At 68.9% G+C, this 14379-nt stretch carries 16 protein-coding genes and 1 pseudogene; 5 read left to right on the forward strand and 12 right to left on the reverse strand.

Going from position 1 to position 14379, the window contains the following annotated elements; all coding sequences use genetic code 11:
* Positions 1-217: 217 nt before the first annotated feature.
* From FHP25_RS34155 to FHP25_RS41115, 3 genes are read right to left on the reverse strand one after another with little or no spacing between them, the layout of a single operon-like run.
* Positions 218-985: an enoyl-CoA hydratase/isomerase family protein gene (locus FHP25_RS34155; RefSeq protein ID WP_178133991.1), complete on the reverse strand. Its 768-nt coding sequence runs from the start codon at positions 983-985 to the stop codon at positions 218-220.
* A gap of 22 nt (positions 986-1007) precedes the next feature.
* Positions 1008-1622 carry an ankyrin repeat domain-containing protein gene (locus FHP25_RS34160; RefSeq protein WP_218578811.1) on the reverse strand — a complete coding sequence of 205 codons (615 nt, stop codon included), beginning with the start codon at positions 1620-1622 and terminating at the stop codon, positions 1008-1010.
* Positions 1623-1682: 60 nt separating this feature from the next.
* Positions 1683-2084: a carboxymuconolactone decarboxylase family protein gene (locus FHP25_RS41115; protein WP_178133992.1), complete on the reverse strand. Its 402-nt coding sequence runs from the start codon at positions 2082-2084 to the stop codon at positions 1683-1685.
* A 123-nt stretch (positions 2085-2207) separates the two neighbouring features.
* Between FHP25_RS41115 and FHP25_RS34170 the strand changes: the two genes are divergently transcribed.
* On the forward strand, positions 2208-3359 hold the full coding sequence (locus FHP25_RS34170; protein ID WP_147851480.1) for an aminotransferase class V-fold PLP-dependent enzyme: 1152 nt from the start codon (positions 2208-2210) through the stop codon (positions 3357-3359).
* Between the two features lie 106 nt (positions 3360-3465).
* On the opposite strand, the gene FHP25_RS34175 is transcribed toward FHP25_RS34170, so the two are convergent.
* Both FHP25_RS34175 and FHP25_RS41120 read right to left on the reverse strand, forming a co-directional pair.
* The gene (locus tag FHP25_RS34175; RefSeq protein WP_147851481.1) at positions 3466-4308 is read right to left on the reverse strand and encodes an enoyl-CoA hydratase; all 843 of its coding nucleotides are present in this window, start codon (positions 4306-4308) and stop codon (positions 3466-3468) included.
* Positions 4309-4319: 11 nt separating this feature from the next.
* Positions 4320-4862, reverse strand: a complete 543-nt coding sequence (locus FHP25_RS41120) for a cupin domain-containing protein (RefSeq protein WP_178133993.1) — start codon at positions 4860-4862, stop codon at positions 4320-4322.
* Between the two features lie 164 nt (positions 4863-5026).
* On the opposite strand from FHP25_RS41120, the gene FHP25_RS34190 reads away from it, so the two are divergent.
* Both FHP25_RS34190 and arfB read left to right on the forward strand, forming a co-directional pair.
* Positions 5027-5416 (forward strand): MAPEG family protein, encoded by a 390-nt coding sequence (locus tag FHP25_RS34190; protein ID WP_178133994.1) that lies wholly within the window; start codon positions 5027-5029, stop codon positions 5414-5416.
* Positions 5417-5425: 9 nt separating this feature from the next.
* A complete protein-coding gene (gene arfB, locus FHP25_RS34195) occupies positions 5426-5848 on the forward strand; it encodes an alternative ribosome rescue aminoacyl-tRNA hydrolase ArfB (protein ID WP_147851485.1) in 423 nt (140 codons plus the stop codon).
* Between the two features lie 364 nt (positions 5849-6212).
* Here arfB and FHP25_RS34200 read toward each other — a convergent pair whose 3' ends face one another.
* Genes FHP25_RS34200 through FHP25_RS34215 form a run of 4 tightly spaced genes read right to left on the reverse strand, consistent with a single transcriptional unit; the run spans position 6213 to position 11058 of the window.
* Positions 6213-6821 carry a glutathione S-transferase family protein gene (locus FHP25_RS34200; protein ID WP_147851486.1) on the reverse strand — a complete coding sequence of 203 codons (609 nt, stop codon included), beginning with the start codon at positions 6819-6821 and terminating at the stop codon, positions 6213-6215.
* Between the two features lie 54 nt (positions 6822-6875).
* A complete protein-coding gene (locus tag FHP25_RS34205) occupies positions 6876-8072 on the reverse strand; it encodes a CaiB/BaiF CoA transferase family protein (protein WP_178133995.1) in 1197 nt (398 codons plus the stop codon).
* A 29-nt stretch (positions 8073-8101) separates the two neighbouring features.
* Positions 8102-9814 (reverse strand): N-acyl-D-amino-acid deacylase family protein, encoded by a 1713-nt coding sequence (locus tag FHP25_RS34210; RefSeq protein WP_147851488.1) that lies wholly within the window; start codon positions 9812-9814, stop codon positions 8102-8104.
* Between the two features lie 38 nt (positions 9815-9852).
* A complete protein-coding gene (locus FHP25_RS34215) occupies positions 9853-11058 on the reverse strand; it encodes an ABC transporter substrate-binding protein (RefSeq protein ID WP_147851489.1) in 1206 nt (401 codons plus the stop codon).
* A gap of 276 nt (positions 11059-11334) precedes the next feature.
* Here FHP25_RS34215 and FHP25_RS34220 point away from each other — a divergent pair, with 276 nt between their 5' ends.
* The gene (locus FHP25_RS34220; protein ID WP_147851490.1) at positions 11335-12342 is read left to right on the forward strand and encodes a LysR family transcriptional regulator; all 1008 of its coding nucleotides are present in this window, start codon (positions 11335-11337) and stop codon (positions 12340-12342) included.
* Here FHP25_RS34220 and FHP25_RS34225 read toward each other — a convergent pair.
* The 3 genes from FHP25_RS34225 to FHP25_RS34235 all read right to left on the reverse strand — a co-directional run bounded on the left by FHP25_RS34225 (position 12317) and on the right by FHP25_RS34235 (position 13993).
* A complete protein-coding gene (locus FHP25_RS34225; protein ID WP_147851491.1) occupies positions 12317-12574 on the reverse strand; it encodes a hypothetical protein in 258 nt (85 codons plus the stop codon). The genes FHP25_RS34220 and FHP25_RS34225 overlap by 26 nt on opposite strands.
* Before the next feature lie 10 nt (positions 12575-12584).
* Positions 12585-13124, reverse strand: coding sequence for a hypothetical protein (locus FHP25_RS34230; RefSeq protein WP_147851492.1), 540 nt, complete (start codon positions 13122-13124; stop codon positions 12585-12587).
* Positions 13125-13204: 80 nt separating this feature from the next.
* The gene (locus tag FHP25_RS34235; RefSeq protein ID WP_147851493.1) at positions 13205-13993 is read right to left on the reverse strand and encodes a TRAP transporter large permease; all 789 of its coding nucleotides are present in this window, start codon (positions 13991-13993) and stop codon (positions 13205-13207) included.
* 262 nt (positions 13994-14255) lie between these two features.
* Between FHP25_RS34235 and FHP25_RS42075 the strand changes: the two are divergent.
* Positions 14256-14379, forward strand: a pseudogene (locus FHP25_RS42075) (S-(hydroxymethyl)glutathione dehydrogenase); the annotation flags it as partial.

Genomic DNA, 14379 nt, shown 5'->3' on the forward strand with positions numbered 1-14379 from the left:
TCGCGCTGCGCTCAGCTGGGCGTCATGCGAAAGCGCTGGCGGTGCTGACGATCCCTGACAAGCGTCACCCGTCGCTCGCCATGGGGCTTCCTGGCTATCTGACAAGTTCTGATCTTCGACCACCGCGGCACGCCAGGCTCGTTTCTGCTCCTGTCGAAGGCGCGCAACGGACGTTGCCCGAGTCTCGACTCGGGCAGCGTCGCAGACGGCTCGCGATTTACCCCTTGCGGAATTCGGTGCGTGCCGATCGTGCCGCGCCGAAGGCGGCGGTCAGCTGGCTCTGATCGGCATCGGCGAAGGCGCTGGCGGCGTGCAGCGCGCCGGCAGTAGCGTTCACCGCCTCCTTTACCATGCGCACCGTCGGCGCCGGCATGGCGCGCACCACGTCGGCCATCGCCAGCGCTTTCTCGACCGTCGCGCCGTCGTCGGCCAGCTCGTCGACCAGGCCCCAGTCGAGCGCCTGCGCCGCCGGCATCTTCTCGCACATCAGGCAGATCCGCTTGGCGCGCGCCGGGCCGACCAGGGTCACCAGCCGCGGCAGGGCGCCCCATTGCAGGTTCAGGCCGATCTTCACCTCCGGCACGTAGAGATAGGCGCCCTTGCCCAGCACGCGCCAGTCGCAGGCCAGCGCGATGGCGACGCCAGCCCCGACCGCCAGCCGCTCCATGGCGGCAATGGTGATCTGCGGCATCGCCTCCCACGCCTTGCAGAGGCGCACGCCGCCATAGGCGCGGTGCCGCCGCTTGAGGTCGTCGGTTTCGGTGGTCCAGCTGCCGGTGGCCTTCAGGTCGAAGCCGGCCGAGAAGCCGTTGGCGGCGCCGGCCAGGACCACGACATGCGTGTCGAGGTCGTCATGGAAGCTGCGTGCCGCCGCGGTCAGCTCGACCACCAGCTTCTCATTGAAGGCGTTGAGGTTCTCGCGGCGGTCGAAGCGCACCACGGCGACGCCGTCGCGCTTCTCGATGGTCACATAGTTCAGCTTCATCACATGTCCTTTGCGGCAGGCATCATCGGGCGTTCTTTGCTTCCAGGAGCGCGACCATGTCGCGATAGCCGCGCCGCCTTGCATGCGCAAGCGGCGTGACGCCGTCGCGGTCGGCGATGTTGGGATCGGCCCCGGCATCGAGCAGCATCTTCAGGATCGCGACATGCACCTTGCCGCCGTCGGACAGGATGATGGCCTCGAGCAGCGCCGTCCATCCCAGGCGATTGACATGATCGATGTCGATCGCGGTGCGCAGCAGCTCGCGCACGATGTCGGGATGGCCGTGATGCGCCGCCGGGATCAGGCCGGTGCCGCCGTATCGGTTGGTGCTCCTGAGGTCGGCGCCGGCGGCCAGGGTCAGGCGCAGGATCTCCAACCGGCCTTCGGCCGCGGCGTAGAGATAGGGCGAGTCCTGCTGGCTGTCCTTGGCGTTCACGTCGGCGCCGGCCGCGATCAGCACACGCGCCGCCTCGACGGCATCGGCGTGCGTGGCCAGCAGCAGCGCGGTGCGGCCGCCGGCATCGCGCACGTCGATCGCCGCGCCCTGGCGCAGCAGCGCCGTGACCTTGGCCGCGTCATCGGCCGCGGCCGCCTGGTGCAGCGCCGTCTCGCTGGCCATCGCCACGCTACCGACCATCGAAGCCGCCAGCAGCAGCAACAGGACGAGACAGGGACGCGCCCTGGACCGCCATCGCATTCACGCGCCCTCGCCTTCCTTGCGCATCTCGGCGAACACCTCCTTGGCCGTCAGCATCGCCTCGCGCACCGACGGCAGGCCGATATAGCCCGCCAGGTGCAGCAGCCCCTCGCCCAGCTCTTCCTCGGTCCAGCCCTGGCGCCGCGCCATGCGCAGATGGATGGCGAGCTCGGGCCAGGCGCGGGTGGCGGCGTCCGAAATGACGCAGATCAGGGCCCGCGTCTTGAGGTCCAGGCCCGGCCGCGACCACAGCATGCCGAACACCGCCTCGCGCGCGTAGTCGCCGAACTTCTTCATCATCGGATCGTCATAGACGCTGGCGGCCATCTTCTGGACCTGCGAGTCGCCCATCAGCTGGCGGCGGATCTCGCTGCCCTTCCGGTACATGTCGCTCTCGGTCATCTGCGATCCTCCCAGGTGGAAGGCGCAGCCTAGCGCATGGCGAAGACCCCGCAAGCGCTGCAAGCGCTGGGCCACGCAGGGGTGGCTTGCTATGGTCGGCACCCGTGATCCGGAGGAGCCCGCATGCTGGCCTCGCAACGCGCGCTGTTCGATATCCCGCGCGATGTCTGCTACCTCAACGCCGCCTCGTACAGCCCGTTGCCGCTGGCGGTGCAGGAAGCCGGCCGCATCGGCGTCGGCCGCAAGGGCCAGCCCTGGACACTCGACCCGGGCTTCGCGTCGCAGGTCCATGAGCGCACGCGGCGGGCGGCGGCGGCGCTGATCAACGCCGAGCCCGAGGACATCGCGCTCGTCCCGTCGGTCGCCTACGGCGTGGCCACGGCCGGCAAGCAGATCCGCATCCCGCCCGGCCAGCGCGTGCTGGTGCTGCAGGACGACCATTCCTCACCGGTGCTGGAATGGATGACACGCGCCGCCGACGGCGGCTTCACGCTGGACATCGTGCGCCAGCCCGGCGACGGCGACTGGACGCAGGCGGTGCTGGACGCCATCGCGCGGCCGGGTGCGCCGCCCGTGGCGCTGGCCTCGGTGTCCTCGATCCACTGGTCCGACGGCGGCGCGCTCGACCTGGCGCGCATCGCGCCGCCGTTGCGCGCGCAGGCCGCGGCGCTGCTGGTCGATGCCACGCATGGTGTCGGCGTGATGCCGATCGACGTGCGCACGCTCGATCCGGATTTCCTGCTGTTCCCGACCTACAAATGGGTGCTGGGACCCTATGGCCGCGCGTTCCTCTACGTCGCCAAGCGCCGCCAGGACGGCGTGCCGCTGGAGCAGACGAGCCATGGCCGCCGCGCCATCGCGGCCGAAGGCACGCCCTACATGAAGGATACGGCCTACGCCGCCGGCGCGCGGCGCTTCGACATGGGCGAGCGCGATCATTTCATCTCCATGGAGATGGCCGCTTTGGGCATGGAGATGATGGCCGGCTGGGGCCAGGCCGCGATCGCCGGACGGCTGGGCATGCTGACCGCGCGCCTGGCCGCGGGGCTGGGCGCGGTCGGCAACACACGCCTGCCCGACCCGCTTCTGCGCGCGCCGCACATCCTCAGCGTCGTCTTCCCCGCCGGCATGCCGCCGGGGCTGATCGAGCGGCTGGCGGCGGCCAACGTGCACGTGGCGCCGCGGCTGGGCCGCGTGCGCATCAGCCCGCATGTCTACAACGACGAGGACGATATCGAGCGCTGCGTCAGCGCGTTGCGGCGGCTGGTGGGGTGATCCGACAGTCTCCTGTCATCCCGAGCATAGCGAGGGATCTCCTGCGGCAAGGCGCACGGTGCGCTATTCGCAGGAGATCCCTCGCTGCGCTCGGGATGACAGAGGGTCACGTATCGGCCGCGCCCAGCTTGCGGTTGAGGACGGCGAAGCGCTCCTTGGGGCTCCTCTCGCGCGCGGCGTTGCCGTAGGTGCCATGCTCGATGCGCGTGGGAATGGTCAGCATGTAGTTCTTGAAAGCGTTCTCGAGCGCGGCGCGCTGGCCCTGGGCATCGAGCGTCTCGTTCACCGAGCGCTTGGCCATGCGCAGCGCGTAGGCGTCGTTGACGGCGATGCGCTGCGCCAGCTCCAGGGTCTGAGCCTCCAGCGCCGCGCGCGGCACGACGCGGTTCACCAGCCCCATCGCCTCGGCCTGCGCCGCCGTGAAGAACTCGCCGGTGAACAGGTACTCCTTGGCCTTGCGCGGCCCCAGATCCCACGGCATCGAGAAATACTGCACATGCGCGCCGCCCCAGCGCACGGCGCGATCGGCGAACAGCGCGTCGTCGGCCGCGATGATGAGGTCGCAGCACGACGCCAGCATCAGGCCGCCCATGATGCAGTAGCCCTGGACCTGCGCGATCGTGGGCTTGGGCACGTCGCGCCAGCGCAGGCAGGTCTCGAGATAGAGCGCCGACAGGCGCCGGTACTCGCCCTCGAAGCCGGGCGCCACGGGATGGCGCTTCTGGTCCTCCATCTCCTGCGGGCTGCCCAGGTCGTGGCCGGCGGAGAAATGCTTGCCGGCGCCAGCGATGATCACGACCTTGACGTCCGTCTCGTCGACGGCACGCTGCAGCGCCGCGTCGAGCTCCGTCAGCAGCACCCGGCTTTGCGCGTTGAGCACCTCGGGCCGGTTGGCGGTGATGCGCAGCACGGCGCCGAAGCGCTCCCACAGCAGGGTGGTGTAGGTCATGGGTCCGCGGCCTATCCTGCCGTGGCGCTTTCGATCACCGTCGCCTTGCGCGCGGCGGTGTCGAACTTCAGGCGCTGCACGTAGTCGAGGTCGCGGCCGGTGACGCGCACGAAGCGCGAGCCCTCGGGATAGTCGATCGAGTGGATGGCGCCGACGTCGTAGACGCCGGCATGGCCGGGCTCCAGGCGGTAGCTGCGCACGGCCTCCAGGTCGGCGGCGCCGGCCGCGGTGCCGCCGTCGGTGCGGCGCCACTCGGTCATGTCGGTATGCTTGACCGCCTGGCCGTAGACCGCCCAGGAGCTGCCATGGTCATGCGGCGGCGAGCGATGGGCGCGCGGGTTGCAGTGCGCCAGCACGACGAAGCCCAGGTCGGCATCCTCGTGCAGCTTGCGCGTGCCGATCGGCGCCGCCGGCCCGACCGCCGAGTCGACGAACACCGGGTTGGCCAGCAGCTGCTCCAGCAGCGCGCGCACCTTCTCGCGCCCGGCCGGCCCGGCATTGTCCTTCAGCGCCACGCGGCAATCGTCGATGAAGCTTTCGAGCGTATAGGCCATTGCCTTCCCTCCGCATCGCCTGTCGCTCAAGCCTAGCAGAGAGTCGCAGCCCGTCCATAGGCCCGCGTCAGCGACGGACGCAGACGCGCCTTGCATCGGCAGGGCCGCCAGCCGAGAGTGCCGGCGTCCGCGCCATGGCGATGGACAACCACGGGAGGGGAGACATGGGCACGGAGCTATCCTTGCTGGTGTGGTCGGTGGCGTTGACGGTCGGCCAGATGGTGGTCGCCGCGATGGGCGCGAACATGCAGGTCGGCCTCACAAAATTGGCTGGCAACCGCGAGGATATGCCGGCCATCACCGGCTGGGCCGGCCGCGCCAAGCGGGCGCATCTCAACATGCTGGAGAGCCTGGTGCTGTTCGCCGCCCTGGTGCTGGTGGCGCATGCCGCCGGCAAGACCAATGCCATGACGGTGCTAGGGGCGCAGCTCTTCTTCTGGGCCCGGCTGGCCTATGCCGTGATCTATGTCGCCGGCATCCCGTGGCTGCGCACGCTGGTCTGGGCGGTGTCGCTGGTCGGGATGATCCTGATCTTCCTGCAGCTCGTCGGCTGAGCCGGCGCCGTGATCCGCATCACCAGCCGCATCGCGCTCGACGAGGCCGAGATCGAGGAGAGCTTCGTGCGCGCCGGCGGGCCGGGCGGCCAGAACGTCAACAAGGTGTCGACGGCGGTGCAGCTGCGGTTCGACGTGCGCGGCTCGCCGTCGCTGCCCGACGCGGTGCGGGCGCGGCTCGAGCGGCTGGCCGGCAAGCGCCTGACCCGCGACGGCGTGCTTGTGATCGTGGCGCAGCGGCACCGTACCCAGCAGCGCAACCGTGAGGACGCGCTGGCGCGGCTGGTCGACCTGATACGCGCCGCCGCCACGCCACCCGTGCCGCGCCGCCCGACCCGGCCGACAGCGGCCTCGCGCCGGCGACGGCTGGAGTCGAAGGAGCGGCGGTCGAAGACCAAGACCCTGCGCCGCGGCCCACGCGAGGGAGAGTAGCGCGGTCGTTCTGAGCTCGGGACTTTTCAGTATTTCGACACCATGGGAGGGCTATCGCACGACGAAGATTCACCACAGAGGCACAGCGCAGCCGTTGGCCGCAACCAAATGCGGGGAAAGCGCTTCATGGTGAGCTTGTCGAACCATGAAGCGGCGCACCACTGCCCGTGCGACGCCTTCATGGTTCGACAAGCTCACCATGAAGGCTACAAAAATCACCGCGGCTCGCGAAGTTTCTTGAAGTCAGTAATACAGAGGACACAGAGGATCACAGAGAAGATGACTTTGCGCACCGGCGGCGCGCGCGGATTTCTCTCGGTGATCTCTGTGTCCTCTGTGCCTCTGCGGTGAATGGTGAATCTTGCTACTCCCGCATGGTGCGGGCGGCGCGGGCGGCGGGGCGGTCCCAGCAGCGATGCAGCCAGTCGCGCGCGTGCGGCTTGTCGTCGAGGTCCATCCACAGCGCGCGATACATCACCGACGCGGCATTGAGGTCGGCGACGGTGAAGCGGTCCTCGACCAGCCACGGGACGCGGGCCAGGGTCTGGTCGAGCGTGTGCAGCGGCCGCTCCATCTCCAGGCGCGCCGTGCGCGCGCGCTTGGGATCGCGCTCTGCTTCCGGCAGCACCGAGCTGTGCAGGGCCCAGTCGATGATCGTCTTGTCGATCTCGGTGACGGCCCAGAAGCTCCATTGCCAGGCCCGCGCCTCGCCCTGCGGCGTCGCGGGATAAAGAGCGCCGCCGTAGGTCTTGGCGAGATAGAGGTTGATGGCCATCGACTCCGAGAGCACGAAGCCGCCGTCATCGATCGCCGGCACGCGGCCGGTGGGATTGAGGGCGACGAAGTCGGGCTTCAGGTTGGCGCCGTCCTGGGTCGTGATCGGTACATGCTCGTAGGGCATGCCCAGCTCGCCCATCATCCAGAGCGTGCGCACTGTGCGCGTTCGCGCCGCACCATAGACCTTGAGCGCCATCCGCCGAATCCCTCCTCTGTTGGAGGTTCCAGTAGAGCACAGCCGGGCCGCTTCTCAACCCGCGATCACGCCTTCGCCGGACAGCCGCGCAATGTCGGCCGCGCCATATGCCAGCCAGGAGGCCAGAACCTCCGCCGTGTGCTGGCCGACATCCGGCATGGCGCTGCGGATCGTGAGCGGGGTGTCGGACAGGCCGATGGTGACGCCAGCGGTCGGGACCGGACCGATGGCGTCGTGCGCGACGGACGTGATCTGCCGCCGATGATGGAGCTGCGGGTTGGCCACGACCTCGTCCAGGGTCGCGACCAGGGCGCAGGGAATATCGATCGCATTGAGGGCCGACACCGCGTCGGCGGCCGACAGGGACGCGATCCAGCCGGCGACCTCGCTGTCGATGCCGTCGACATTCTCGAGCCGGGCCGCCGCGGTCGCAAAGCGCGCATCGTGGGCCAGCGCCGGCCGTCCCATGGCCGCCGCCAGGCGCGCGAACGCCGGGTCCGAGGCCGTCACGAGATGGACCCAGCGCCCATCTGCCGTGCGGTAGCTGTTGGTGGGCGCCGAGTAGCGGTCGCGATTGCCGCGCCGCGTCGCCGGGCGCCCGAACAGGATCTGCTCCGGAATCGCCGTCATGAGCATCGAGGTCGCAACATCGAGCAGCGCGACATCGACCACCTGCCCGCGGCCGCTGACGTGGCGTGCCTGCAGCGCCGCCAGGATGCCGATCACGGCATTCATCGCCGTGGTGTAGTCGCACACCACGGTTCCCGCCATCTGCGGCGGCCCGTCGGCCGGGCCCGTCATCTCCATCAGGCCGCTCATCGCCTGCGCGACCACGTCGAAGCAGGGATGCTGCGCCAGCGGGCCGTCCTGGCCGAAGCCTGAGATGCGCGCGACCACCAGCCGCGGGTTGTCCGCGTGCAGGACGTCGGGGGCGCAGCCGAGCCGCTCCAGCACCCCGGGACGGAAATTCTCGACCAGCACATCGGCCCGGCCGGCCAGGGCGCGCAGCAGATGCTGCCCGCCGGGCTGGGCCAGGTCGATCGCCACACTGCGCTTGTTGCGGTTCTGCATCATGGCGTAGAGGCCGCGGCCCTCGACCGCCGGGCCGAAGCGGCGCAGGGGATCACCGACGCCCGGCCGTTCGACCTTGACGACATCGGCGCCCATGTCGCCCAGCATCATCGCGCAGTAGGGACCGGCGACGTAGTGCGACAGGTCGAGCACCTTCAGCCCGGTCAGTGGTCCCGTCATGCATTCATCCGGATGCGGGGCCGAGCGAACTAGGCCGCGCGGCGTCCGGCACGGATGAGGCGACCCGGCAGCGCGCCGGTAGCCTCGCCGTGCCGCCATGTCACGACGCCGGCGGCGATGGTCGCATCGTAGCCTGTCGCGTGCTGCAGCAGGCGACGCCCCTGGGCGGGCAGGTCGTGCGCCCAGCGCGGCGGCTGCAGCCGCAGCCGGTCGAAGTCGATCACGTTGACGTCGGCCCGCAGGCCCGGCGCGAGCCGTCCGCGGTCCGTGAGCCCGTAGGCTGCCGCGCCGCGGCTGGACTGCAGGGCGACGGCCTCCTCCAGCCCCAGGAGCGGGCCGCGCCGGCGGTCGCGCGCCCAGTGGCTGAGCAGGAAGCTCGGCGCGCTGGCATCGCAGATCAGGCCGCAATGCGCGCCACCATCGGCAAGGCTGAGCAGCGTGTTCGGGTGGCGCATCATGTCGTAGAGCGGCTGCAGGCTGCGGTCGGCGTAGTTGATGAAGGGGAAGTACAGCCAGTCGTGGCCGCCATGCCCGGCCAGGATGTCGAGGACGATCTCCTGCGGCCGGCGTCCGCTGGCGCGCGCCATCGCCTCGACGGAACGCTCCGGCGGCGGCTCGTAGTCCGGCGGATCACCGAGCTGGAACATGTTGTGGAAATGCGCCATGCGGCTGCGCCAGAACCGGTTCGTGCTGGTCGTCTCCTCGGCCAGCAAACGCGCCCGCAGCTCGGGCTGCTGCAGCGCCTGGATGCGCGCTTCCAGCGGCAGGTGGGCGATGGCGAGATAGGAGGGATGCTCCGAGAACGGATGATACCGGCTTTCCAGGTTGATCAGCATGCCGACCGGCCGGCAGCCGACCAGCGCCGTGATGTCGGCGCCGCCTTGCGCCGCCCGGCGCGTCATCGCCAGCAGCTGGCGCCACTTGTCCGGCTGCTCCTCGAACTGCACCAGGATGTAGTGCACGGGCACGCCGTGCTGCCGGGCGAGCTGCTCCATCCAGGCGAACTCGGCCTCGGGATCGACCAGGTCGGAGACCATCTGGAAGACGCCGTGACCGGCCCGCGCCATGGCCTGGCCGATCGCCAGCAGCTCCGTCGAGTCGGCGAAGCTGCCGGCCACCGCGCTGCCGTCGGCGGCCAGATGCAGCTTGGTGCGCGAGGTCGAGAAGCCGATGGCGCCGGCGCGCAGCGCCTGCTCGACGATCGCCGCCATCGCCTCGACGTGGTCGGCAGTGGCGACCGCGCGGGTCGCGCCGCGATCGCCCATGACGTAGTCGCGGACCGCGCTGTGCGGCACCTGGGCGGCGATATCCATCACCCGCGGCATGGCCTCGAGGACATCGAGATACTGGGGAAAGCTCTCCCAGCCCCAGCTGATGCCCTCGTGCAGCGCCGTGCCGGGGATGTCCTCCACCCCTTCCATGACATTGATGAGATGGTCGTGGCTGTCGGGGCGGGCCGGCGCGAAGCCGACGCCGCAATTGCCCATCACCGTGGTCGTCACGCCATGGAAGCCGGACGGGCTGACGTAGGGATCCCACGTCACCTGGCCATCGTAGTGCGAATGGATGTCGACCCAGCCCGGCGTCACGATGCGGTCGCGGGCGTCGATCTCCTCGCGCCCGGCGCCGACGGATCCGCCGACGGCGACGAGCTTGCCGTTCTCGATCGCAACATCGCCCTCGACGGCCGGCGCGCCGGTGCCATCGACGATAAGACCGCCACGTATCACGATGTCATGCATGGCCCTCTCCGCTCCGTTCGATGCGACTTCACGTTGCGCTACTGCGCCGAGATGATCGAGCCGAAAAGGTTCCAGCTCGTGCCGTCGAAGCGCGCCAGCTGCAGCTTGCGGAACGGGTTGAAGTCCTTCGGCGTGGTGGTGACCGTCACGCCCGGCAGCAGCATCGGCATCTGCATGCCGCTGAGGTTCGTGGCCTGCTTCATGAGGTTCTCGCGCGTCAGCTCGCTGCCGCACCGGCGCAGCAGCTCCAGCAGCAGCTGGTTGGCGGAATAGCCGAAGATGTTGCTGGTATCGGCCGGCTGCCCGTCGGGATAGTACGCCTTCATGAAGTCGAGATAGGCCTTCATGCCGGCGTCGTTGTCCCAGGTCGGATCGCCCGGTGTCTTATAGGACATGGCGGTGATCAGGCCGACGGCCTTTTCCGGCCCGACCGGCTGCAGGACGGCGCCGATCGAGCTCGACACGCTGGCCAGGAGGTGAACCGGCTTCCAGCCGAGATCGTAGGTCTTGCGGATCGCCTGGGCCGCGAATTTCGGCGTCGCGATGTTGAAGAACACGGTGGCGCCCGATGCCTTGAGGCTGATGACCTGCGAGTCGACCGTGGGATCGGTCACCTCGTAGCTCGCCTCGGCGACGATCATCGCCTTCGCCTTGTCGCCCAGACCGGCCTTGAAGCCGTGGACATAGTCTTTCCCCATGTCGTCGTTCTGATACAGGATCGCGACCTTGGCGTCGGGCTGGTTCTGCAGCAGGTATCGCGCATAGACCTGCGCCTCCATCTCGTAGGACGGGTAGAACGACGTGGTCCACGGGAAGTTGACCGGGTCGTTCCATTTCGAGGCGCCGGTCGAGATCAGCAGCTGCGGCACCTTCTTGAGGTTCATGTACTTGTGCACGGCCGTGTTGGTCGGGGTGCCCACCGAGTTCACCACCGCCAGGACATGATCGTTCTCGACCAGCCGCCGCGTCTGCTCGACCGTCTTGGGTGGGCTGTAGGCATCGTCGAGCACGATCATCGCCACCTTGCGGCCGTTGACCCCGCCCTTCTCGTTGGCCATCTTCCAGAACGCCGTGGCGATGCGTCCCTGGGTGCCGTAGGCCGAGGCCGGCCCGCTGAGCGGCTGCGTCTGGCCGACCCGGATCTCGCTGTCGCTGACGCCAGGACCATATTTCGGCTGCGCCGCCGCCGGCGCCAAGAGTGCTGCGGCCAGCAGACAGGCTGCCGCGCCGACCAGGCTTCGCATGACTTTCCCTCCCACAACCACGCTTGGGGCCTTGCGCCGGCATGCAGCCGCCGGCAGCCCTTGGTCGAAGCGTAGGGTCGACGTGAGGAGCGATATACGCGATTAGGAGAAAAATACTTTGGCCAGTTTGAGAAAAATAATAACCTGCTGGCTGGTGTCGTTCGCGACCGTCATCCCGAGCGCAGCGAGGGATCTCCCGCGAATGGCGCACCGTGCGCCTTACCGCGGGAGATCCCTCGCTGCGCTTGGGATGACAGAACGGCCTCGAGGACAATCATGGATCAGTTCAGGGCGATCCTGGCCTATGTGAAGCTGGTGGAGCGCGGCAGCTTCACGGCCGCGGCGGAGCATCTGGACGTCTCGATATCGTCGGTGACCAAAAGCATCGCCCAACTCGAGAAGTCGCTTCACATCCGCCTCGTCAACCGCACCACGCGCCGCATCGCGCTGACGGACGAGGGCCGCGAGTACTACGAGCGGTGCCGGCGCATCCTGGAGGACATGGAAAGCGCTGACCTGGCGATGCGCCAGGTCAGCACGACACCGCGCGGTCGGCTGCACGTCCTGATGCCCGTGGCCATCGGCCGGCTCCACATCATTCCGGCATTGCCGCGCTTCACGGCGATGTACCCCGACATCAGCCTGCACCTGACCCTGAGCGACCAGCACATGGACCTGATCGCGCATGGCATCGACGTCGCGATCTGGGTCGGCGAGATTCCCGAGTCCAGCATGATCGCCAAGCTGCTGCTGCGCACCTACCGGCTGACCTGCGCCACGCCGGACTATCTGCGGATCCACGGACGGCCTGCCACGCCGGACGACCTCGTCCGGCATACTTGCCTCGCCACCACGAGCTGGCGGCGCGGGCGCGACTGGCTGTTCCGGACCCCGGAAGGCGACCGCACCGTCCCCATCCGCGGCAACCTGATGCTCGACAACGGCGACGCCTACCGGGAAGCGGCGCTCGCCGGGCTGGGCATCGCGCAGGCGGCTTCCTATCTGTTCGGCGAGGATGTCGCGGCGGGACGGCTGGAGCCGGTGCTCGGCGAGTACAGCGCACCCGGCCAGGATTTCTGGGCCGTGTATCCCAGCAGCCGGCACGCCGCCCCCAAGGTCACGGCCTTCCTCAGGTTCGTCAGCGGCACATTCAAGGCCCTGCCCGCCATCATCACGTCGCCGACCCTGGCACGGCACCAGGTCCGGGCCGTCGGCGGCCGCCGCCATCCCGCGGCGACGGCGGCGAAGCCGGCGCGGGTCAGGCGTCGCAGCGGGCGAGGTTGATGGCGCCGCTTTCGGGCGGCTGCACGCCGTGGTCGACCAGCGCCGCGACGCGCCGCAACAGGCGCGCCGCCTGCGAGGTCCCGACCTCGTCGACCAGGGTCTCGACCGCGACATTGAGCAGGGCGTTGCCGGCCAGGTCGCGATGCGCCTCGGGCAGCGCCGCGACGGCATCGGCGATGCGGTGCATCGCCTGCCTCAGCGCCGGCAGGCGGTCGGGTTCAGCAGCAGCCATCAAGACATCCTCATTGCACGAGACGCAGGCCGCGATTGGCGGCACGCACGGCAGCGGCACGGGCCGCGCCGGGAACAGCGGTGAGCGGCAGCAGCAGGCCGGCGGCGGTCATGGCGCTGCCCAGCGCCAGCGCCGATGACGCCGCCACCCCGGAAGCGGCCGGCGCCAGGAACTCGTCGAACGCCAGCGCCATCAGGTCGTCGCGGTCGCGCTGGCCGGCCGCCACGGCGTTGAGGAACATGCTTTCGTCGTCGCTCACGAAGCGGCAGCGCAGGCAGCGCACATCGAGCGGCCGCTGCGTGCCGGCGACCACGGCCCGCATCATGCCGTCGAACGGCGCCAGGCCGTCGGGCAGATAGGCCGCCTCGAAACCGTCATGCAGCACGCGCCCGTCGGGCAGCCCGGCCCGCCAGCCCTCGACCCACTGGCGCAGGCACCAGACGAGGAAGCGCTCGGCGACGGCGAGCGTCTCGACACCGCGCGCCTGCGGCGGGCAGCCGTGCTCCGCCGTCATATCGGTTGTCTGTGCGGTCGGCCCCTGGTCCGGCATGGTCCCTCCCTCGGTGCGCGAGACGAAGGATCATGGCCTATATTGCGAGTGACTCGCAATCGCAAAATTATGCAGCCCGATCACCCTTTCATGAGGCTGGGCAGCCATAGCGACAGCCCGGGCACATAGGTCACCAGCACCAGCACGACGAACATCACGAGGTAGAACGGCCAGATGTGGCGCGTGATCTGCTCCATGGTGACCCGGCCGATGGCGCAGCCCATCACCATGGTGGGGCCGACCGGCGGCGTCACCAGGCCGATGCCCAGGTTCAGCAGCATGACCATGCCGAAATGGACCGGGTCGATGCCGAACTTCAGGATCACCGGCATCAGGATGGGCGTGCAGATCAGCAGCATCGGCGCCAGGTCCATGAAGGTGCCGAGCACCAGCAGCAGGATGTTGATCAGCAGCAGGAAGACGTACTTGTTGTCGGAGATGGAGAGGAAGAACTCGGTCGCCTTGGCCGGCAGCTGGATCAGCGCCATGGCGTAGGCGAAGGCCACCGAGAAGCCGATCATGATCATGACCATGCCGACGGTGCGCGTCACCCGCGCCACCAGCTTGGGCAGGTCGCGCCACTTGCATTCGCGGTAGACGAACATGGTGATGAAGAACGCATAGAGGCAGGCCACCGAGCCGGCCTCGGTCGCGGTGAAGATGCCGGACAGGATGCCGCCGATGATGATGACGACGGTGAACAGGCCCCACAGCGAATCGAGCGCGATGAACAGCGCCTGGCGCAAGCTCACCGGCTCGCCCTTGGGGTAGCCGTTGCGGTGCGACAGCAGCAGGCACAGCGCCATGATCGCCACGCCCAGCAGCACGCCGGGAAAGATGCCGGCCAGGAACAGGTGCGCGATCGAGATCGAGCCGCCGGCGGCGGAAGCGTGAGCCCGGCTCCCGTGCTGAACCCGATGTCATCCCGAGCGCAGCGAGGGATCTCCCGCGGCCGGACGCACGGTGCGTCATTCGCAGGAGGTCCCTCGCTGCGCTTGGGATGACATCGGGCCTGCCACGACGGTAGCAAGCCCTGCACATCCGCGCGGCCGGCATGCCGCACATGGCGTTCCATCCGGTGCCGGATGTGGGCTAGCATTGCGCCGTTCGCCGTCGTCACGAGGATTACCGATGAAAACCCGCGCCGCCCTTGCCGTTGCCGCCAAGCGACCGCTGGAAGTCGAGATGGTCGATCTCGAGGGGCCCCGGCAAGGCGAGGTGCTGGTCGAGATCAAGGCCACCGGCATCTGCCACA

Source organism: Vineibacter terrae (assembly GCF_008039615.1).
Lineage (GTDB): Bacteria > Pseudomonadota > Alphaproteobacteria > Reyranellales > Reyranellaceae > Vineibacter > Vineibacter terrae.

Coding starts and splice junctions, on each gene's coding strand:
- FHP25_RS34170 (WP_147851480.1), top strand. CDS start 2,208: ATGCTGGCCTCGCAACGCGCGCTGTTCGATATCCCGCGCGATGTCTGC.
- FHP25_RS41120 (WP_178133993.1), bottom strand. CDS start 4,862: ATGGCCTATACGCTCGAAAGCTTCATCGACGATTGCCGCGTGGCGCTG.
- FHP25_RS34175 (WP_147851481.1), bottom strand. CDS start 4,308: ATGACCTACACCACCCTGCTGTGGGAGCGCTTCGGCGCCGTGCTGCGC.
- FHP25_RS34160 (WP_218578811.1), bottom strand. CDS start 1,622: ATGGTCGGTAGCGTGGCGATGGCCAGCGAGACGGCGCTGCACCAGGCG.
- FHP25_RS41115 (WP_178133992.1), bottom strand. CDS start 2,084: ATGACCGAGAGCGACATGTACCGGAAGGGCAGCGAGATCCGCCGCCAG.
- FHP25_RS34200 (WP_147851486.1), bottom strand. CDS start 6,821: ATGGCGCTCAAGGTCTATGGTGCGGCGCGAACGCGCACAGTGCGCACG.
- FHP25_RS34220 (WP_147851490.1), top strand. CDS start 11,335: ATGGATCAGTTCAGGGCGATCCTGGCCTATGTGAAGCTGGTGGAGCGC.
- FHP25_RS34155 (WP_178133991.1), bottom strand. CDS start 985: ATGAAGCTGAACTATGTGACCATCGAGAAGCGCGACGGCGTCGCCGTG.
- FHP25_RS34225 (WP_147851491.1), bottom strand. CDS start 12,574: ATGGCTGCTGCTGAACCCGACCGCCTGCCGGCGCTGAGGCAGGCGATG.
- FHP25_RS34205 (WP_178133995.1), bottom strand. CDS start 8,072: ATGACGGGACCACTGACCGGGCTGAAGGTGCTCGACCTGTCGCACTAC.
- FHP25_RS34210 (WP_147851488.1), bottom strand. CDS start 9,814: ATGCATGACATCGTGATACGTGGCGGTCTTATCGTCGATGGCACCGGC.
- FHP25_RS34230 (WP_147851492.1), bottom strand. CDS start 13,124: ATGCCGGACCAGGGGCCGACCGCACAGACAACCGATATGACGGCGGAG.
- FHP25_RS34215 (WP_147851489.1), bottom strand. CDS start 11,058: ATGCGAAGCCTGGTCGGCGCGGCAGCCTGTCTGCTGGCCGCAGCACTC.
- FHP25_RS34190 (WP_178133994.1), top strand. CDS start 5,027: ATGGGCACGGAGCTATCCTTGCTGGTGTGGTCGGTGGCGTTGACGGTC.